Origin of the sequence: Kosakonia radicincitans DSM 16656, from assembly GCF_000280495.2 — a bacterium.
Lineage (GTDB): Bacteria > Pseudomonadota > Gammaproteobacteria > Enterobacterales > Enterobacteriaceae > Kosakonia > Kosakonia radicincitans.
In genome coordinates this window covers 5,496,022-5,515,079 of record NZ_CP018016.1, presented here as the reverse complement: position 1 = coordinate 5,515,079, position 19,058 = coordinate 5,496,022, and the positions used below count along the sequence as shown (strand labels likewise).

18 protein-coding genes are annotated in these 19,058 nt (G+C 55.6%); 7 read left to right on the top strand and 11 right to left on the bottom strand.

The genetic code is table 11. The features are described from left to right. Positions 1-27 precede the first annotated feature (27 nt). A complete protein-coding gene (gene rpoC, locus Y71_RS26470; protein ID WP_035890294.1) occupies positions 28-4,251 on the top strand; it encodes a DNA-directed RNA polymerase subunit beta' in 4,224 nt (1,407 codons plus the stop codon). A gap of 80 nt (positions 4,252-4,331) precedes the next feature. Here the strand turns inward: rpoC and Y71_RS26465 are convergent, their stop codons facing one another. From Y71_RS26465 to Y71_RS26420, 10 genes are all read right to left on the bottom strand, one after another. After that, positions 4,332-4,649, bottom strand: a complete 318-nt coding sequence (locus Y71_RS26465) for a PTS lactose/cellobiose transporter subunit IIA (protein ID WP_035890295.1) — start codon at positions 4,647-4,649, stop codon at positions 4,332-4,334. 4 nt (positions 4,650-4,653) lie between these two features. After that, a complete protein-coding gene (locus Y71_RS26460) occupies positions 4,654-4,959 on the bottom strand; it encodes a PTS sugar transporter subunit IIB (protein ID WP_035890299.1) in 306 nt (101 codons plus the stop codon). A 144-nt stretch (positions 4,960-5,103) separates the two neighbouring features. Next, entirely contained in the window at positions 5,104-6,645 is a 1,542-nt protein-coding gene (locus tag Y71_RS26455) for a sensor domain-containing diguanylate cyclase (protein WP_071921791.1), read from the bottom strand. Positions 6,646-6,978: 333 nt separating this feature from the next. Further along, positions 6,979-8,133, bottom strand: a complete 1,155-nt coding sequence (gene thiH, locus Y71_RS26450; protein ID WP_071921792.1) for a 2-iminoacetate synthase ThiH — start codon at positions 8,131-8,133, stop codon at positions 6,979-6,981. Beyond that, on the bottom strand, positions 8,130-8,900 hold the full coding sequence (gene thiG / locus Y71_RS26445; protein WP_035890305.1) for a thiazole synthase: 771 nt from the start codon (positions 8,898-8,900) through the stop codon (positions 8,130-8,132). Before thiG ends, thiH begins: the two co-directional genes overlap by 4 nt. Position 8,901: 1 nt before the next feature. Next, positions 8,902-9,102, bottom strand: coding sequence for a sulfur carrier protein ThiS (gene thiS / locus Y71_RS26440; RefSeq protein ID WP_035890307.1), 201 nt, complete (start codon positions 9,100-9,102; stop codon positions 8,902-8,904). Further along, the gene (locus Y71_RS26435; protein WP_079517112.1) at positions 9,083-9,841 is read right to left on the bottom strand and encodes a HesA/MoeB/ThiF family protein; all 759 of its coding nucleotides are present in this window, start codon (positions 9,839-9,841) and stop codon (positions 9,083-9,085) included. The genes thiS and Y71_RS26435 overlap by 20 nt, the downstream gene beginning before the upstream one ends. Next, entirely contained in the window at positions 9,834-10,469 is a 636-nt protein-coding gene (gene thiE / locus Y71_RS26430) for a thiamine phosphate synthase (protein ID WP_081120881.1), read from the bottom strand. The genes Y71_RS26435 and thiE overlap by 8 nt, the downstream gene beginning before the upstream one ends. Next, positions 10,469-12,364: a phosphomethylpyrimidine synthase ThiC gene (gene thiC, locus Y71_RS26425; RefSeq protein ID WP_081120878.1), complete on the bottom strand. Its 1,896-nt coding sequence runs from the start codon at positions 12,362-12,364 to the stop codon at positions 10,469-10,471. Before thiC ends, thiE begins: the two co-directional genes overlap by 1 nt. 364 nt (positions 12,365-12,728) lie before the next feature. Then, positions 12,729-13,232: an Rsd/AlgQ family anti-sigma factor gene (locus Y71_RS26420; protein ID WP_035890314.1), complete on the bottom strand. Its 504-nt coding sequence runs from the start codon at positions 13,230-13,232 to the stop codon at positions 12,729-12,731. An 80-nt stretch (positions 13,233-13,312) separates the two neighbouring features. Here Y71_RS26420 and nudC point away from each other — a divergent pair, with 80 nt between their 5' ends. From nudC to Y71_RS26390, 6 genes are all read left to right on the top strand, one after another. Continuing rightward, positions 13,313-14,086, top strand: a complete 774-nt coding sequence (gene nudC / locus Y71_RS26415) for an NAD(+) diphosphatase (protein WP_081120876.1) — start codon at positions 13,313-13,315, stop codon at positions 14,084-14,086. A 38-nt stretch (positions 14,087-14,124) separates the two neighbouring features. Further along, positions 14,125-15,180: a uroporphyrinogen decarboxylase gene (gene hemE, locus Y71_RS26410; protein WP_081120874.1), complete on the top strand. Its 1,056-nt coding sequence runs from the start codon at positions 14,125-14,127 to the stop codon at positions 15,178-15,180. An 18-nt stretch (positions 15,181-15,198) separates the two neighbouring features. Further along, complete coding sequence (nfi, locus tag Y71_RS26405) at positions 15,199-15,879, top strand: deoxyribonuclease V (RefSeq protein WP_035890321.1); 681 nt, start codon at positions 15,199-15,201, stop codon at positions 15,877-15,879. A gap of 32 nt (positions 15,880-15,911) precedes the next feature. Then, a complete protein-coding gene (locus tag Y71_RS26400) occupies positions 15,912-16,502 on the top strand; it encodes a YjaG family protein (protein WP_035890324.1) in 591 nt (196 codons plus the stop codon). 186 nt (positions 16,503-16,688) lie between these two features. Beyond that, positions 16,689-16,961, top strand: a complete 273-nt coding sequence (gene hupA / locus Y71_RS26395; RefSeq protein WP_035890328.1) for a nucleoid-associated protein HU-alpha — start codon at positions 16,689-16,691, stop codon at positions 16,959-16,961. A gap of 12 nt (positions 16,962-16,973) precedes the next feature. Next, positions 16,974-17,666 (top strand): DUF1481 domain-containing protein, encoded by a 693-nt coding sequence (locus Y71_RS26390; RefSeq protein ID WP_172745722.1) that lies wholly within the window; start codon positions 16,974-16,976, stop codon positions 17,664-17,666. An 87-nt stretch (positions 17,667-17,753) separates the two neighbouring features. Here the strand turns inward: Y71_RS26390 and purD are convergent, their stop codons facing one another. Further along, positions 17,754-19,046 (bottom strand): phosphoribosylamine--glycine ligase, encoded by a 1,293-nt coding sequence (gene purD, locus Y71_RS26385; RefSeq protein WP_035890332.1) that lies wholly within the window; start codon positions 19,044-19,046, stop codon positions 17,754-17,756. Positions 19,047-19,058 lie beyond the last annotated feature (12 nt).

Sequence of the window (19,058 nt, the reverse complement as noted above, 5' to 3'; positions counted from 1 at the left end):
TGTGCTAACTCCGACGGGAGCCAATCCGTGAAAGACTTATTAAAGTTTCTGAAAGCGCAAACTAAAACCGAAGAGTTTGATGCGATCAAAATTGCTCTGGCTTCGCCAGACATGATCCGTTCCTGGTCTTTCGGTGAAGTGAAAAAGCCGGAAACCATTAACTACCGTACGTTCAAGCCTGAGCGTGACGGTCTTTTCTGCGCCCGTATCTTTGGGCCGGTAAAAGACTACGAGTGCCTGTGCGGTAAGTACAAGCGCCTGAAACACCGTGGTGTGATCTGTGAGAAGTGCGGCGTTGAAGTGACCCAGACTAAAGTACGCCGTGAGCGTATGGGCCACATCGAGCTGGCGTCTCCGACTGCGCACATCTGGTTCCTGAAATCTCTGCCGTCCCGTATCGGCCTGCTGCTGGATATGCCGCTGCGCGATATCGAACGTGTTCTGTACTTCGAATCCTATGTGGTTATCGAAGGCGGTATGACCAATCTGGAACGCAACCAGATCCTGACCGAAGAACAGTACCTGGACGCGCTGGAAGAGTTCGGTGACGAATTCGACGCAAAAATGGGCGCCGAAGCTATTCAGGCTCTGCTGAAAAGCATGGATCTGGAGCAAGAGTGCGAACAGCTGCGCGAAGAACTGAACGAAACTAACTCCGAAACCAAACGTAAGAAGCTGACCAAGCGTATCAAGCTGCTGGAAGCCTTCGTACAGTCTGGTAACAAACCGGAATGGATGATTCTGACCGTTCTGCCAGTGCTGCCGCCGGACCTGCGTCCGCTGGTTCCGCTGGATGGTGGTCGTTTCGCTACGTCGGATCTGAACGATCTGTACCGTCGCGTGATCAACCGTAACAACCGTCTGAAACGTCTGCTGGATCTGGCGGCGCCGGACATCATCGTACGCAACGAAAAACGTATGCTGCAGGAAGCGGTAGATGCCCTGCTGGATAACGGTCGTCGCGGTCGTGCGATCACCGGTTCCAACAAACGTCCGCTGAAATCTTTGGCCGATATGATCAAAGGTAAACAGGGTCGTTTCCGTCAGAACCTGCTCGGTAAACGTGTTGACTACTCCGGTCGTTCTGTAATCACCGTAGGTCCATACCTGCGTCTGCATCAGTGCGGTCTGCCGAAGAAAATGGCGCTGGAACTGTTCAAACCGTTCATCTACGGCAAGCTGGAACTGCGTGGCCTCGCCACCACCATTAAAGCCGCGAAGAAAATGGTTGAGCGTGAAGAAGCTGTCGTTTGGGATATCCTGGACGAAGTTATCCGCGAACACCCGGTACTGCTGAACCGTGCGCCGACTCTGCACCGTCTGGGTATCCAGGCATTTGAGCCGGTACTGATCGAAGGTAAAGCTATCCAGTTGCACCCGCTGGTTTGTGCGGCATACAACGCCGACTTCGATGGTGACCAGATGGCTGTTCACGTACCGCTGACGCTGGAAGCCCAGTTGGAAGCGCGTGCGCTGATGATGTCTACCAACAACATTCTGTCTCCGGCGAACGGCGAACCTATCATCGTTCCGTCTCAGGACGTTGTACTGGGTCTGTACTACATGACCCGTGACTGTGTTAACGCCAAAGGCGAAGGCATGGTGCTGACTGGCCCGAAAGAAGCTGAGCGTATTTACCGCGCTGGCCTGGCCTCTCTGCATGCGCGCGTTAAAGTGCGTATCACCGAATATGAAAAAGATGCTAACGGCGAATTCGTTGCGAAAACCAGCCTGAAAGACACGACCGTTGGTCGCGCCATTTTGTGGATGATCGTACCGAAAGGTCTGCCTTTCTCCATCGTCAACCAGGCGCTGGGCAAGAAAGCGATCTCCAAAATGCTGAACACCTGTTACCGCATTCTGGGCCTGAAACCGACCGTTATTTTTGCTGACCAGACGATGTACACCGGCTTTGCTTATGCAGCGCGTTCAGGTGCATCCGTTGGTATTGATGACATGGTCATCCCGGCGAAAAAACACGAGATCATCAGCGAAGCGGAAGCCGAAGTTGCTGAGATTCAGGAGCAGTTCCAGTCTGGTCTGGTAACCGCTGGCGAACGCTACAACAAAGTTATCGATATTTGGGCTGCGGCGAACGATCGCGTATCCAAAGCGATGATGGACAACCTGCAAACCGAAACCGTAATTAACCGTGACGGTCAGGAAGAGCAGCAGGTTTCCTTTAACAGCATCTACATGATGGCCGACTCCGGTGCGCGTGGTTCTGCAGCCCAGATTCGTCAGCTTGCTGGTATGCGTGGTCTGATGGCGAAGCCGGATGGCTCCATCATCGAAACGCCGATCACCGCGAACTTCCGTGAAGGTCTGAACGTACTCCAGTACTTCATCTCCACGCACGGTGCGCGTAAAGGTCTGGCGGATACCGCACTGAAAACAGCGAACTCCGGTTACCTGACTCGTCGTCTGGTTGATGTGGCGCAGGACCTGGTGGTCACCGAAGACGATTGTGGCACCCTCGAAGGGATCGTCATGACGCCGGTTATCGAAGGTGGCGACGTTAAAGAGCCGCTGCGCGATCGCGTTCTGGGTCGTGTGACTGCGGAAGACGTTCTGAAGCCGGGTACTGCTGATATCCTGGTTCCGCGTAACACGCTGCTGAACGAACAGTGGTGTGACCTGCTGGAAGTCAACTCCGTTGACAGCGTCAAAGTACGCTCCGTTGTATCCTGTGACACCGACTTTGGTGTATGTGCGCACTGCTACGGTCGTGACCTGGCGCGTGGCCACATCATCAACAAAGGTGAAGCTATCGGCGTTATCGCGGCACAGTCCATCGGTGAGCCGGGTACACAGCTGACGATGCGTACGTTCCACATCGGTGGTGCGGCATCTCGTGCGGCTGCTGAATCCAGTATCCAGGTGAAAAACAAAGGTAGCATCCGCCTGAGCAACGCGAAGACGGTTGTTAACTCCAGCGGCAAACTGGTTATCACCTCCCGTAACACTGAGCTGAAACTGATCGACGAATTCGGTCGTACCAAAGAAAGCTATAAAGTGCCTTACGGTGCGGTAATGGCGAAGGGTGATGGCGAGCAGGTTGCTGGCGGTGAAACCGTTGCAAACTGGGATCCGCACACCATGCCGGTTATCACCGAAGTGAGCGGTTTCATTCGCTTCACCGACATGATCGATGGCCAGACGATTACCCGTCAGACCGACGAACTGACCGGTCTCTCCTCGCTGGTGGTTCTGGATTCTGCAGAACGTACTACTGGTGGTAAAGACCTGCGTCCGGCGCTGAAAATTGTTGATGCGCAGGGCAACGACGTTCTGATCCCGGGTACCGACATGCCTGCGCAGTACTTCCTGCCGGGTAAAGCGATCGTTCAGCTCGAAGATGGCGTACAGATCAGCTCTGGTGACACCCTGGCGCGTATTCCGCAGGAATCCGGCGGTACCAAGGATATTACCGGTGGTCTGCCGCGCGTTGCGGACCTGTTCGAAGCACGTCGTCCGAAAGAGCCGGCAATTCTGGCTGAAATCAGCGGTATTATTTCCTTCGGTAAAGAAACCAAAGGTAAACGCCGTCTGGTGATCACGCCGGTTGACGGTAGCGATCCGTACGAAGAGATGATTCCGAAATGGCGTCAGCTCAACGTGTTTGAAGGTGAACGCGTAGAACGTGGTGACGTGGTTTCCGACGGTCCGGAAGCGCCGCACGACATTCTGCGTCTGCGTGGCGTTCACGCGGTAACCCGTTATATCGTGAACGAAGTGCAGGACGTTTACCGTCTGCAGGGCGTTAAGATCAACGATAAGCACATCGAAGTTATCGTTCGTCAGATGTTGCGTAAAGCCACCATCGTTAACGCAGGAAGTTCCGACTTCCTGGAAGGTGAGCAGGTTGAATACTCTCGCGTTAAGATCGCCAACCGCGATCTGGAAGCGAACGGCAAAATCGCTGCGACCTATGCACGCGATCTGCTGGGTATCACCAAAGCGTCTCTGGCAACCGAGTCCTTCATCTCCGCGGCATCGTTCCAGGAGACAACTCGTGTGCTTACCGAAGCAGCCGTTGCGGGCAAACGCGACGAACTGCGCGGTCTGAAAGAGAACGTCATCGTGGGTCGTCTGATCCCGGCCGGTACCGGTTATGCGTACCACCAGGATCGTATGCGCCGTCGCGCCGCTGGCGAACTGCCGGCAGCACCACAGGTCACTGCAGAAGATGCGACTGCGAGCCTGGCAGAACTGCTGAACGCAGGTCTGGGTGGTTCCGACAACGAGTAATCGTTACGCCTAATAAAAAACCCGCTTCGGCGGGTTTTTTTATGCCTGCAATACAGGCCGTGTTTGCGGTATTTGTCGCGTCAATTACGCAGTGGCAGACGACGGTACAGCTCAATCATGTCACCTGCCAGATCCTGAATCACCATCGCGTTCATCAGATGATCCTGCGAATGGACGGTAATCAGATTGACCGGCAGTTTGCCTGTCCCTTCATCCAGACCGATTAACTGAGTCTGAATTTTGTGCGCGGCTTTAACGAATTCCCGCGACTCTTCCATCGCCTGTTCCGCCGCGTCAAAATCGCCTTTACGTGCCTGTTGCAGTGCGGTCAACGCCTGGCTGCGCGCGGCGCCCGCGTTAACCAACAGTTCCATAATGATGGTTTCTAAATCTTCCATGCGCTCACTCCAGAAGCTTAAGGGCTTTTTCAAGTACGACATCGCCTTTCATCATGCCGTAATCCATCATGTCGATAACCGCCACCTTTTTCCCCAGCGGCTCCGCCTGCGCCTGCAATTTTGCCTGCTCGTATTTCACTTGTGGCCCCAGCAACACGATATCCGCCGTTGCAATCTCGTCCTTAAATTCCGCAACGGGAACCGCTTTGATAGAAACTTCGACCCCTTTCTTCTGCGCTGCATCTTTCATCCGCTGCACCAGCATGCTGGTGGACATACCCGCAGCACAACATAAAACGATGTTTTTCATAGTCAGCCTCGTGTTGATGGGATAGTTGATAATTATCCAGCGCAGTTGAGATCAACAACCGCTTTACCGTGATTGTGTGTATGGCATCACAAAGAAACCCTGCTTCACCTGAAACCGGTTACAATTGGTGCAACGATGCGCGCACTAATTAGCATTCGTCAGTAGAATCCGGTTCTTACCCTGCTGCTTGGCTTGATACAACGCTTCATCAACTCCGGTGACGAGTTGCTCCAGCGACTCCATGTGCCACTCGCCGAGCCCGGCGCTGAAGGTAACAATCAGGCCGTCTTCACGCCAGCCACGATTTGCTACGTTGCTTCGCCACTCTTCAAGGTAATCCTGTGAATTTTCAATATGCGTCTCAGGGAAGATCACTGCAAACTCTTCTCCGCCGTAGCGATAAAGCGAAATGCCATGCGGCTGCATCACTTTCAGCCCTTCACGCGCGACATTGCGCAGGACAATATCACCACTTAAATGACCCCACGTATCGTTGATGGACTTGAAGTTGTCGATATCCACCAGTGCCAGTGAAAACGGTTGGTGATCGTTCATCAGGGAGGCAATATCGGCATCAAAAGCGCGCCGGTTTTTGCAGTTGGTCAACGCATCAATAGTGGCCTGGCGCACCCATGATTGTTCGCGCTCTTTGTTACTTTTGATCGCTTTGCTCAGCATAGCTTCCAGCTTCGGCGCCCGTTTTACATCGCCCGTGTTGATGGCATTGATGATATTGATTAGTACGGTCCTTGAGGCATGACGAAGGTAAAGCCCGAACAGAATAATCACGACGGCTGCCGTACCAAAACCCCAGCCGACGATCATGGTCGCGTGGCGGGTAAGGTTATTCAGCGTGCTGTCGTGAACCTTGTAGATGGCAAGCCAGTCCGGGTTGGTAAAGGCATAGTAGTAATACCAGGTTGCGCTTTTTTCATCGTAAACAGAGCCTTCTCCGCCGGTCATTGCCGCCAGCAGTAACGGGCTGATAAATGCTTTAAACAGCGAACTGGTATCCGGATGCAGCATCGCTTTGCCTTCACGGTCGACCACGAAAAACTCCCCCTGCATCGGTGCCTGCATCGTACGCAGTGTGAAACTCATCGAAACCAGATCGAGATGGAATGCCAGCGTTCCCTTCAGCTTGCCGTCAAGGGAAATCACCGGTTTATAGAGGCTCACTGTCGGGTTATGAGTGAAGTAATCCGTATACGTGTCGGTGTAGTGGTTAAACATGCTGGACTCTGCCTGATGCATAAACCACGGGCGTGTGCTGGCATCGAAACTATCGCTTACGCTGCCTGCTATCACCTGCGGAGCGCGCAGATACCTTCCCTGTGAATCCGCAAGCGAAATAGAAGAAACCGTCGGCATTAGCGCCAGCAGCTTCATCATTAATTGCAGACCCTGCTCGCGATTGCCGTTGACGGTTTCATCTAAATTATTGCCTTGCGCTAAAAATAGCGCGGCGCGATTAAGGATGTAGTCATTTTCCCGCAGGATCGACTGGGCATGGTTCACAGCCAGGTTATGGGTGAAGTTACGGTTAATGTCCTGATATTGTTCCAGCATCTCTTTGCGCTGACTGAAGATAACCAGGATGGCGATCATCACAAATCCCGCGAAGATCCCGATAAAGCTCACCAGAATGGGGGCGGTGAAAGAGAGTTGTCGACTATGAATTTTCATATCCTTGAGCATTCATCATAAAAGTGGCAGATAAAGTATAGGGGGCTGGAAGAAAGATGCAGGCAGCCGAACGGTATGTTGTCAGTCCGTTGTAGGGAAAATTATATCGCCAGCAGATGTTGCTATGGCTAAGTATCGTTCGCTACAGTTGTAATGGGTGATGTATGTCAATGTGCATGGTTTTTTATTCCGTTGGAGGGAAAACGGAGCGATATGAGGGGAGAGTAAAGCGATCGCTCCGGTCAGACAGTGAAGCTGACACAGACACCATGCAGGATCGGCTGCCTGTGTGCGACAGTCCGATCCTGTTTTTACGCGGCGCACCGCAAGGTTTTAACCCGTTATCAGCGTATTGCTGTTTTTTTGCGGCGAACGTCCCAGCCAGCTATCCCAGTCTTTCCATACGGGTTGCAACCCGCTTGCGACTAATGCGTCGGCAACTTCTTGCGGGCGGCGTCCGTCGTGCGGGGAAAACTGCTCCAGTTCCGGATGGTCATCGGCATAACCCCCTGGCTGCGTTTTAGAAAACGCGCTGACATTGTTGATGGCCAGTGGGATCACGTGATCGCGGAAGTGCGGCGATTCGCGCGTTGAGAGCGACAGTTCCACATCCGGCGCCAGCAGACGGAAAGCGCAAATGGTTTGCACCAGCTGGCGCTCATCCATCAGTGACGCGGGTTCAATGCCGCCAGCACAGGGGCGCAGGCGCGGAAAAGAGACGGAAAAGCGGCTTTGCCAGTAGTGCTGTTGCAACCATAGCAGGTGTTCCGCCACCATATAGCAATCTATGCGCCAGTTGTCGGAAAGCCCCATCAGCGCGCCGAGGCCGATTTTGTCGATCCCGGCGCGGCCAAGCCTGTCCGGCGTTTCCAGACGCCAGAAGAAATCCTGCTTTTTGCCCCGCAGGTGGTGACGGGCGTATTGAGCTTCGTGATAAGTTTCCTGGTAGACCATTACGCCATCCAGCCCAAGGGTTTTCAGCTCGGCGTACTCCTCCTCTGAGAGCGGCTGTACTTCCATCTGTAGTGAGGCGAACTGGCGGCGAATGTCCGGTAAATGGCGGCGAAAATAGTCCATTCCCACTTTGCCCTGATGCTCGCCGGTTACCAGTAACAGATGCTCAAAGCCCAGATCGCGCAAGGCTGCACATTCACGCGCAATCTCCTGTTCATCCAGTGTCTTGCGCTTCAGATGGTTACTCATCGAAAAGCCGCAGTAGGTACAGTCATTGGCGCAGAGATTCGACAAATACAGCGGAACATAAAAGCTGACTGTGTTACCAAACCGCTGGCGGGTCAGCCGCTGCGCACGCTGCGCCATGGCTTCAAGAAAACCGCTGGCAGCGGGGGAGAGCAGCGCCATCATATCGTCGCGCGTCGGTTGCCGGGCATTCAGCGCGCGTTCAACATCGGCTGCGGTTTTACTGTGAATGCGCAGACCAATATCGTCCCAGTCGAGTTGCCGCCAGTAATCGCTAAAGGTGCTCATAAGGTGGCCTCCAGAAAACCGGTCAGCGGGCTGGTGGCCGCCGCAAAACGCTGGCGCGCACCCGGTACGGCCTGACGCGCCAGCGTGCCGGCTTCTACCGCCAGACGAAAAGCGCGCGCCATGGTGACCGGATCGTCGGCGACGGCAATGGCGGTATTCACCAGCACGGCATCTGCGCCCATCTCCAGCGCCTGTGTGGCATGGCTGGGCGTACCAATCCCGGCGTCAACCACCACCGGGACATTCGCCTGCTCAATGATGATCTCCAGCATGGCGCGGGTTTCCAGCCCCTGGTTTGAACCAATCGGCGCACCCAGCGGCATGACTGCCGCGCAGCCGACTTCTTCCAGCCGTTTGCACAGCACCGGATCGGCGCCGCAGTAGGGCAGCACTACAAAACCCTGTTGCACCAGCTTTTCTGCCGCGCGCAGGGTTTCGATCGGATCTGGCAATAGCCAACGGGCATCCGGGTGGATTTCCAGCTTTAACCAGTGAGTTCCCAGCGCTTCACGCGCCAGCTGCGCGGCAAAAATGGCATCCTCAGCATTCTTCGCCCCGGATGTGTTCGGCAGCAACGTGACACCTGCATCGCGCAGCGGTTGCAGGATGCCATCGCTTTGTTTGCGAAGATCCACGCGCTTCATGGCCAGCGTGACCAGTTCACTGCCGGAGGCGCGGATCGCGTCGATCATCAGTTGCGGCGTGGAAAATTTACCGGTGCCGGTAAACAGCCGCGAGGTAAACGTTTTATCTGCAATACGTAACATCTCAACCCCCTGCGATAACCTGAAAAAGCAGGATTTCGTCGCCGTCCTGCACAAGATGCTCATCCCAGCGCTCGCGCGGCAGGATCTGTTGATTCACCGCAAGCGCGGCACCAGGTTTTAGCTGATTGATGTGCTGCAATAGCGCAGCAACGGAAAGCCCGGACGCGCACTGCATCGGCTCATCATTGAAGCGTATTTGCATGCCGCCCTCCGCATACCGGGCATCCCTGGGCGCGATGCAGCGCCAGCGTGCGCCAGAGATTGGTTCGGGCATCAAATAGCCGTAACTCGCCGCTGGTGGTGCTGATGCCGCTTAACAATTTGATGGCTTCCAGCGCCTGCATGGCACCCATGACGCCGACCACCGGGCCAACAATGCCCGCCGTACGGCAGTTGCGCTCCGGTTCGCTTTCATCGGGCCACAAGCAGCGATAACAACCCTGTTGCCAGGGCGGCGTCAGCACCATCATCTGTCCGCCAAAGCCAACCGCACTGGCGCTGATCAACGGTGTTTCCTGCGCCACGCAGGCGGCATTAATCGCCTGGCGAGTGGCCATATTGTCACTGCAATCGAGCACCACATCAGCCTGTGCAACCTGCTGCTGTAGTGCTTCACCACTGAGCCGCTGCTCAAGAGTAATCAGTTCGATATCCGGATTAAGCTGGTGTAAGCGTTGCGCGGTGACGCCCGCTTTCGGTTGGTTGATATCGTCTGTGGTGAACAGGATCTGCCGTTGCAGGTTACTCAGGTGTACCGCGTCGTCATCGGCCAGCGCCAGCGTGCCGATACCCGCGCCAGCAAGGTAAACTGCCGCGGGCGCGCCAAGACCGCCGAGACCAACAATCAGCACCCGGCTGGCGAGCAGCTTTTGCTGGCCGACAACAGCGATATCTTCCAGCAGGATCTGGCGGCTGTAGCGCATAAAATCGCGATCATTCATCACCCACCCCCGCAAGCGCCAGTAATTGATCGGTAGCCAGCCGCCAGTCAGTGGCCTGGGTGATTGCACTGACCACGGCGATGCTGCCAACGCCCGTCGCCAGTACCTCTGGTGCGCGCGCCAGACTGATACCACCGATGGCTACGGTCGGGTAATCGGCCAGCCGCGCAATATGTCGCGCCAGTTGTTCCAGCCCCTGCGGCGCGGAAGGCATCTGTTTGGTTTGCGTGGGGAAAACATGGCCCAGCGCGATATAAGACGGGCGCGCCGCCAGCGCCACGTCGATCTCCATATCGTCATGGGTCGAAACGCCAAGACGCAAACCTGCCGTGCGAATCGCGCTAAGATCCGTGGTTTCCAGATCTTCCTGGCCGAGATGAACGCCGTAAGCCTGGTGTTTGATCGCCAGCCGCCAATAGTCATTGATAAACAGGCGCGCGTGGTAGCGGCGGCCAAGCGCAATGGCGGCAATGACATCCTCTTCGACCTCGTCATCACGTTTATCTTTGATGCGTAATTGCAGGGTGCGCACTCCGGCATCCAGCAGGCGGGCTACCCACTCGATGCTATCGACCACCGGATAAAGCCCCAGACGGAAAGGCACCGGCGGGAAATCAGGTTGGTACATCAGGCTTCCTCCCGTTTCAGGTAGATCTCGCCGCCGCGGGCGCGGAAGTCGTTCGACTTGTCTGCCATGCCAACTTCAATAGCTTGGGAAGCGGCATAATCGCGTACTTCCTGGGAGATTTTCATTGAGCAGAATTTCGGCCCGCACATCGAGCAGAAGTGGGCGACTTTGCCGGATTCCTGCGGCAGGGTTTCATCGTGATACGCGCGGGCGGTGAAGGGGTCGAGCGCCAGATTAAACTGGTCTTCCCAGCGGAACTCAAAGCGCGCTTTCGACATGGCATTATCGCGGATCTGCGCGCCGGGATGGCCTTTGGCGAGGTCAGCCGCGTGGGCGGCGATCTTATATGTAATAAGCCCCTGTTTCACATCCTCTTTGTTCGGCAGGCCAAGATGCTCTTTTGGCGTGACATAACACAGCATCGCGCAGCCAAACCAGCCAATCATCGCCGCGCCAATGCCGGAGGTGAAGTGGTCGTAACCCGGTGCGATATCAGTGGTGAGCGGTCCAAGCGTGTAGAACGGCGCTTCGTGGCAGTGCTTCAGTTCTTCGGTCATATTGCGGCGGATCATCTGCATCGGCACATGCCCCGGACCTTCAATCATCACCTGTACGTCGTACTCCCAGGCGATTTTGGTTAGCTCGCCCAACGTGTGTAGCTCCGCGAATTGCGCTTCGTCGTTGGCGTCCTGAATGGAACCCGGACGCAGACCATCGCCCAGCGACAATGCAACGTCGTAAGCGGCGCAGATCTCGCAGATTTCGCGGAAGTGGGTGTAAAGGAAGTTCTCCTGATGATGGGAAAGGCACCATTTCGCCATAATCGAACCGCCGCGCGAAACAATGCCGGTCAGACGGCGGGCGGTCATCGGGACGTAACGCAGCAGCACACCTGCGTGAATGGTGAAGTAATCCACCCCTTGTTCCGCCTGCTCCAGCAGTGTGTCGCGGAACGCCTGCCAGTTCAGATCTTCGGCGATCCCGTTGACCTTCTCCAGCGCCTGATAGATCGGCACGGTACCGATCGGCACCGGGCTGTTACGCAGGATCCATTCGCGGGTTTCATGGATATAACGTCCGGTGGAGAGATCCATCACCGTGTCCGCGCCCCAGCGAGTTGCCCAGACCAGTTTTTCCACCTCTTCTTCGATGGAAGAGGTTACCGCCGAGTTGCCGATATTGGCGTTCACTTTAACCAGGAAGTTGCGGCCGATAATCATCGGTTCCGACTCCGGGTGGTTAATATTGGCGGGAATAATGGCGCGACCGGCCGCCACTTCATCGCGGACAAATTCCGGCGTGATATTTTCCGGCAGGCGTGCGCCAAAACCTTCGCCCGGATGCTGCCTGCGCAGCACTTCGCTGCGGATGCGCTCGCGGCCCATGTTTTCACGGATAGCGATAAATTCCATTTCCGGCGTCACGATCCCCTGGCGAGCATAGTGCAACTGCGTCACGCAGCGGCCCGCTTTGGCGCGTTGCGGCGTCAGCAAACCGCCAAAACGCAGCTCATCGAGGCCGTCATCGGCCAGCCGCTCTTTGGTGTACGCAGAGCTGCGTTCATCGAGCGTTTCAGTGTCGTTACGGGCGGTTATCCACGGCGCACGCAGCTTTGCCAGCCCCTGTTGCACATTAATGGCGATAGCCGGATCGCCATACGGGCCGGAGGTGTCATACACCGGTACGGCTTCGTTTTCTTCATATTGCGGCTGTGCTTTGGTGCCGCCGATAAGCGTCGGGCTAAGCTGGATTTCACGCATGGGCACGCGAATATCCGGCTGCGAACCGGTGATGTAAATGCGTTGCGAATTGGGGAAAGCGGTGCCTTCCAGCGTATCAATGAAGTGTTGCGCCTGGGCGCGTTGTTCACGGCGTGTAACAGTTTTTGCAGACATAGCTCATTCCATAATTATGAGATGGCTTGTCAGACGACGGATGGAGTAATGGCAGCAAACCGCCCGTGAGGGTGGTCGTTGTGAATGGATTACTCTTGTTCCCTTCGCAGGTCTTAACCCGATCAGGTTCCGCGGATCCCGAATTAACGGTCTCAGCCTTTTCCCCTTCATCCTTCACGCTGCCTCTTTGTTGGCTGCGTTCGCTCACCCCAGTCACTTACTTGATGTAAGCTCCTGGGGGTTCACGAACTTGCCGCCTCGACGCATCGCGAATGATTTTGTGGAAATATAGGCACTCCGACAAGAAAAACCCCGTCCGAAAACGGGGGACTGCTTTTTAAACTACGCGTTAATGCTTAAGAACTCAAGCGGGGCGCGCCATTCCACTTTCGTCGTTGGCGCTCACATTGAGGTCGTTATCATAGGCCAGCACAATCAACTTATCTTCCAGCATAAAGCGGGCGGCAAGCGCTTCGCCGATATCCGATAGCGCCTGTTGGAACTCCAGACAGTTGTCGTCATCGATGGCGTTTTCCAGGCTGGAGTCATAGTAATTCATGAGCTCCACGGTGTTGGCTTCAAGTTGTGGATAAAGTTGCGTGGCGGCTAAAAGTGGGCTGGCGCCTTCCATTTCGCTGATGATACGTTCATAAATATTGAAATGGCCGGCGGAGAGGTATTCCACCAGGTTGTGACAAAAATCGTCCAGCGCTTTTTCATTGAGCTGCATGTACGATCCTTTGCCAGGTTTAATGCCAACCAGATTGTAGTAAGAAACAAGAAGTTGCTTACGAACAAGTAGCCAGTGGTCGACAAGTTTGTTACTTCCTCCAACGCGCTCTGTCAGGCTTTCTAACTGGTTTAGCATAAATGGCTCCGCAAATATGTAAGTTCAGAAAAAATGTAATAATAATGTTAATAACATGCCAGTGAAGCTAAGGTAGTGCAATGGTACGTATTATTGAAGCATCCGATCGTGGCTGGTGGATCGTGAGCCATGAACAAAAATTATGGTTGCCCGGTGGAGAATTACCACATGGTAAGCCAGGAAATTTCGAACTTGTGGGCCAAAGCGCGCTTCACATTGGGGAATGGCAGGGCGAACCGGTGTGGATGGTTCGTCAGAATCGTCGACATGATATGGGCTCCGTGCGACTGCTGATCGATCAGGATGTCGGTCTTTTCCAGTTAGCCGGGCGCGGCGTGCAACTGGCCGAGTTTTACCGCTCGCATCAGTTTTGCGGTTATTGCGGGCACACTATGCACCCCAGCAAAACCGAGTGGGCGATGCTCTGCGACCACTGTCGGGAACGTTATTATCCGCAAATTGCCCCCTGCATTATTGTCGCGATTCGCCGTGACGACAGCATCCTGCTCGCGCAACATACCCGTCATCGCAATGGCATCTACACTTTGCTTGCCGGGTTTGTTGAAGTTGGCGAAACGCTGGAGCAGGCGGTAGCACGTGAAGTGATGGAAGAGAGCGGCATTAAGGTGAAGAACCTGCGTTATGTCACCTCACAGCCATGGCCCTTCCCGCAATCGCTGATGACGGCCTTTATGGCGGAGTATGACAGCGGTGAAATTCATATCGATCCGAAAGAGCTGTTAGATGCGGGCTGGTATCGCTATGACGCCTTGCCGCTACTGCCGCCGCCGGGCACAGTGGCGCGTCGCCTGATCGAAGACACCGTGGCGATGTGTCGGGCAGACGATCAATGACGTGATACAATAACGGTCTGACGCTTAAGGAACTGACAATGACCGAACTGAAAAACGATCGTTACCTGCGCGCGCTCCAGCGCCAGCCCGTAGACATGACGCCAGTATGGATGATGCGCCAGGCTGGCCGCTATTTGCCGGAGTACAAAGCAACGCGTGCGCAAGCAGGCGACTTTATGTCGTTGTGCAAAAACGCTGAGCTGGCCTGTGAAGTGACGCTTCAACCGCTGCGCCGCTACAAGCTTGATGCGGCGATCCTTTTCTCGGACATTCTTACCGTACCGGACGCGATGGGGCTGGGCCTCTATTTTGAAGCTGGCGAAGGGCCGCGCTTCACGTCGCCCATCACCAGCAAAGCGGATGTGGATAAGCTGCCGATTCCGGACCCGGAAAACGAACTGGGCTACGTGATGAACGCGGTGCGCACTATTCGCCGTGAACTGAAAGGCGAAGTGCCGTTGATCGGCTTCTCCGGCAGCCCATGGACGCTGGCGACCTATATGGTGGAAGGCGGCAGCAGCAAAGCGTTTACCGTGATCAAAAAAATGATGTACGCCGAGCCGCATACGCTGCACGCACTGCTCGATAAGCTGGCGCAGAGCGTCACGCTGTACCTGAACGCGCAGATCCGCGCTGGCGCGCAATCTGTGATGATTTTTGATACCTGGGGCGGCGTGCTGACCGGGCGCGATTATCAGCAGTTCTCGCTCTATTACATGCATAAAATCGTTGATGGCCTGCTGCGTGAAAACGAAGGGCGCCGCGTGCCGGTAACACTGTTTACCAAAGGCGGTGGGCAGTGGCTGGAAGCGATGGCGGAAACCGGCTGTGATGCGCTGGGTCTGGACTGGACCACCGATATCGCCGATGCGCGTCGTCGCGTGGGCCATAAAGTCGCTCTGCAAGGCAATATGGACCCTTCCATGCTGTATGCGCCGCCCGCGCGTATCGAAGAGGAAGTGGCTACCATTCTGGCGGGCTTTGGCAAAGGTGAAGGCCACGTGTTTAACCTCGGTCACGGCATTCATCAGGATGTTGCACCGGAACATGCAGGAGTCTTTGTCGAGGCGGTACACCGTCTGTCGGCCGCCTGACATCAGTAAGGAGGAGGTATGGATCTCGCGTCATTACGCGCGCAACAACTTGAACTGGCGTCTTCGGTGATCCATGAGGATCGCCTGGATACGGATCCTCCCCGATTGATCGGCGGTGCCGATGTCGGGTTTGAGCAAGGCGGCGAAGTGACGCGGGCGGCGATGGTGCTTCTCGCCTGGCCATCGCTGGAGCTTGTCGAATATCAGGTGGCGCGCATCGCCACCACCATGCCCTATATTCCGGGCTTTCTCTCCTTTCGCGAATACCCTGCGCTGCTGGCGGCGTGGCAACAACTGTCGCAAAAGCCGGATCTGCTGTTTGTTGACGGGCACGGCATTTCGCATCCGCGCCGTCTGGGGGTCGCCAGCCACTTTGGGCTGCTGGTGGATGTACCGACCATTGGCGTGGCGAAAAAACGGCTGTGCGGCAAGTTTGAGCCGCTTGCCGATGAGCCTGGCGCACTGGCGCCGCTGCTGGATAAAGGCGAGAAGCTGGCATGGGTATGGCGCAGTAAAGCGCGCTGTAATCCGCTGTTTATCACCACCGGGCATCGTGTCAGTCAGGATAGCGCTTTGGCGTGGGTGCAGCGTTGCATGAAGGGTTACCGGCTGCCGGAGCCGACGCGCTGGGCGGATGCGGTGGCGTCCGGGCGGCCCGCGTTTTCGCGTTGGCAGGAAATCCAGCGCAATATCAGGTAAACTGCCGCCATTACTGATATTGAGAAACAACCATGTTACAAAACCCAATTCACCTGCGTCTGGAACGGCTGGAAAGCTGGCAGCACGTTGTCTTTATGGCGTGTCTGTGCGAGCGCATGTATCCCAATTACGCCATGTTCTGCCAGCAGACGGAGTTTGGCGACGCGCAACTTTATCGCCGTATCCTCGACCTGATTTGGGAAACGCAGATCGTTAAAGATGCGAAAGTGAACTTCGACAGCCAGCTTGAGAAGCTGGAAGAGGCGATTCCGGCTGCCGATGATTACGATCTGTACGGCGTTTACCCGGCGATTGATGCCTGCGTAGCATTGAGCGAACTGGTTCATTCTCGCCTGAGTGGTGAAACGCTGGAGCATGCGGTTGAAGTCAGCAAGACGTCGATCACTACCGTTGCGATGCTGGAAATGACCCAGGCGGGTCGTGAAATGACCGACGAAGAGCTGCGACTGAACCCCGCCGTTGAGCAGGAATGGGATATTCAGTGGGAAATCTTCCGTCTTTTGGCGGCCTGTGAAGAACGTGATATTGAACTGATTAAAGGGCTACGCGCAGACCTGCGTGAGGCCGGCGACAGCAATATTGGTATAAATTTGCAGCAATGAGGCAATAAAACGTGATTTAGGGCCAGTTTTGTCGCGCCGGAAGGCTTCCCTTCCTACCCCCGTCTGGTCTACATTTGGGGGGCGAAAAAAAGTGGCTATCGGTGCGTGTATGCAGGAGAGTGCTTTTGAGGCATTTCCGTCGCACTCGATGCTTAGCAAGCGATAAACACATTGAAAGGATAACTTATGAATAAGACTCAACTGATTGATGTAATTGCAGACAAGGCTGATCTGTCTAAAGCGCAGGCAAAAGCTGCACTGGAATCCACCCTGGCTGCTATTACTGAGTCTCTGAAAGAAGGTGATGCGGTACAACTGGTTGGTTTCGGTACCTTCAAAGTGAACCACCGCGCTGAGCGTACTGGCCGCAACCCGCAGACCGGTAAAGAAATCAAAATCGCTGCCGCTAACGTGCCGGCATTTGTTTCTGGTAAAGCACTGAAAGACTCTGTTAAGTAAGACAGCGTGCCAGTGAACGGTTTTATCGAAGGGGCGGTTTCGCCCCTTTTGTTATTCTGGCGTCGTTCATTGACGTTGGCTGGCGCACTGTTGCTGACGGCCTGTAGCCACGATACTTCCTTGCCCCCGTTCACCGCCAGCGGCTATGCGGACGATCAGGGCGCGGTGCGGATCTGGCGTAAAGATTCCGGCGGTGAGACGCATCTGCTTTCCGCTTTTAGTCCGTGGCATCACGGCAACACTTCCCTCAGCGAATACCGCTGGCAAGGCGATACCTTAACCCTTGTCGAACTCAATATTTATAGCCAGCCGCCTGAGCATGTACGCGTGCGTTTTGACGATCGCGGTGAGCTGAGCTTTATGCAGCGTGAGGTCAATGGGCAGAAGCAGCAGCTCTCCAGCGACCAGATTGCGTTGTATCGTTACCGTGCTGAACAGATCCGCCAGACCAGCGATGCGCTGCGTCAGGGGCGTGTGGTGCTGCGTCAGGGGCGCTGGCAGGCCAATCGCACGGTTCAGACCTGTGAAGGCAAGACGGTGAAGCCGGATCTCGACAGCTTTGCGCTGAACCGCATTGAGCAGCGTCAGACGCACTCGTCGGCGGCAGTAAGTGTGGCATGGCTGGAAGCGCCGGAAGGGGCGCAGTTGCTGTTGGTCGCGAATAGCGATTTTTGTCGCTGGCAGCCGACAGAGAAGAGTTTCTGAAGGTTTAAGTAGGCCGGGTAAGCATAGCGCCACCTGGGGAACGGCCCGATGGCGGCTACGCCTTATCGGGCCTGGGGCAAAATAACGTTATTCGCCCTGTTCGCGAGCGATCGCGCGGTAGCCGATATCACGGCGGCTGAAGCTGCCATTCCAGTGAATATTGGTCATCAACTGATAGGCGCGTTGCTGTGCTTCGGCAACGGTGTTACCCAACGCAGTAACACAGAGTACGCGGCCGCCGTTGGTCAGCACCTGGTCGTCGCTGGAGAGTTTAGTGCCCGCGTGGAATACTTTACCGTCCGGCACTTCTTCCAGCGGCAGGCCGTGGATCACATCGTCCTTGCTGTAATCGCCCGGATAACCACCGGCAGCCATTACCACACCCAGAGACGCGCGTTCATCCCACTCAGAGGTTTTCTCGTCCAGCTTGCCTTCGCAGGCGGCCAGGCACAGCTCAACCAGGTCTGACTGCATGCGCAGCATGATCGGTTGCGTTTCCGGATCGCCAAAGCGGCAGTTGAACTCAATCACTTTCGGATTGCCCTGTTTGTCGATCATCAGACCGGCATACAGGAAACCGGTATAAACATTGCCTTCCGCCGCCATACCGCGCACGGTCGGCCATATAATGCGTTCCATCGTTCGTTGATGCACTTCATCGGTGACGACTGGCGCAGGCGAGTAGGCACCCATACCGCCGGTGTTCGGCCCGGTATCACCATCACCCACGCGTTTGTGGTCCTGGCTGGTGGCCATCGGCAGAACATGTTCGCCATCGACTATTACGATAAAGCTGGCTTCTTCGCCGTCGAGGAACTCTTCAATAACGATACGGTGGCCTGCGTCGCCAAAAGCATTACCCGCCAGCATATCGTTCACCGCCGCTTCGGCTTCTTCCAGCGTCATGGCGACAATCACGCCTTTGCCCGCTGCCAGACCGTCCGCTTTAATGACGATTGGCGCGCCTTTCTCACGCAGATACGCCAGCGCCGGTTCAATCTCGGTGAAGTTCTGGTATTCCGCCGTCGGGATCTTGTGGCGCGCCAGGAAGTCTTTGGTGAAGGCTTTCGAGCCCTCGAGTTGCGCGGCGCCCTGCGTTGGGCCAAAAATTTTCAGACCAGCGGCGCGAAAGGCGTCTACTACGCCAATGACCAGCGGCGCTTCCGGGCCAACAATGGTCAGATCGATTTTCTCGTTCTGCGCAAAGCTGACCAGCGCCGGAATATCGGTGACGCCAATTGCTACGTTTTGCAGCGCCGGTTCCAGCGCGGTACCGGCATTGCCCGGTGCAACAAAAACGGTATCGACCAGCGGCGATTGCGCCGCTTTCCAGGCCAGCGCGTGTTCGCGCCCGCCGTTACCAATCACTAATACTTTCATTGTCTGCTCCGT

Coding starts and splice junctions, on each gene's coding strand:
- Y71_RS26435 (WP_079517112.1), bottom strand. CDS start 9,841: ATGAATGATCGCGATTTTATGCGCTACAGCCGCCAGATCCTGCTGGAA.
- Y71_RS26460 (WP_035890299.1), bottom strand. CDS start 4,959: ATGAAAAACATCGTTTTATGTTGTGCTGCGGGTATGTCCACCAGCATG.
- Y71_RS26420 (WP_035890314.1), bottom strand. CDS start 13,232: ATGCTAAACCAGTTAGAAAGCCTGACAGAGCGCGTTGGAGGAAGTAAC.
- purD (WP_035890332.1), bottom strand. CDS start 19,046: ATGAAAGTATTAGTGATTGGTAACGGCGGGCGCGAACACGCGCTGGCC.
- Y71_RS26465 (WP_035890295.1), bottom strand. CDS start 4,649: ATGGAAGATTTAGAAACCATCATTATGGAACTGTTGGTTAACGCGGGC.
- hemE (WP_081120874.1), top strand. CDS start 14,125: ATGACCGAACTGAAAAACGATCGTTACCTGCGCGCGCTCCAGCGCCAG.
- thiG (WP_035890305.1), bottom strand. CDS start 8,900: ATGTTACGTATTGCAGATAAAACGTTTACCTCGCGGCTGTTTACCGGC.
- Y71_RS26455 (WP_071921791.1), bottom strand. CDS start 6,645: ATGAAAATTCATAGTCGACAACTCTCTTTCACCGCCCCCATTCTGGTG.
- Y71_RS26400 (WP_035890324.1), top strand. CDS start 15,912: ATGTTACAAAACCCAATTCACCTGCGTCTGGAACGGCTGGAAAGCTGG.
- nfi (WP_035890321.1), top strand. CDS start 15,199: ATGGATCTCGCGTCATTACGCGCGCAACAACTTGAACTGGCGTCTTCG.
- thiH (WP_071921792.1), bottom strand. CDS start 8,133: ATGAGCACCTTTAGCGATTACTGGCGGCAACTCGACTGGGACGATATT.
- hupA (WP_035890328.1), top strand. CDS start 16,689: ATGAATAAGACTCAACTGATTGATGTAATTGCAGACAAGGCTGATCTG.
- thiS (WP_035890307.1), bottom strand. CDS start 9,102: ATGCAAATACGCTTCAATGATGAGCCGATGCAGTGCGCGTCCGGGCTT.
- thiC (WP_081120878.1), bottom strand. CDS start 12,364: ATGTCTGCAAAAACTGTTACACGCCGTGAACAACGCGCCCAGGCGCAA.
- thiE (WP_081120881.1), bottom strand. CDS start 10,469: ATGTACCAACCTGATTTCCCGCCGGTGCCTTTCCGTCTGGGGCTTTAT.
- nudC (WP_081120876.1), top strand. CDS start 13,313: ATGGTACGTATTATTGAAGCATCCGATCGTGGCTGGTGGATCGTGAGC.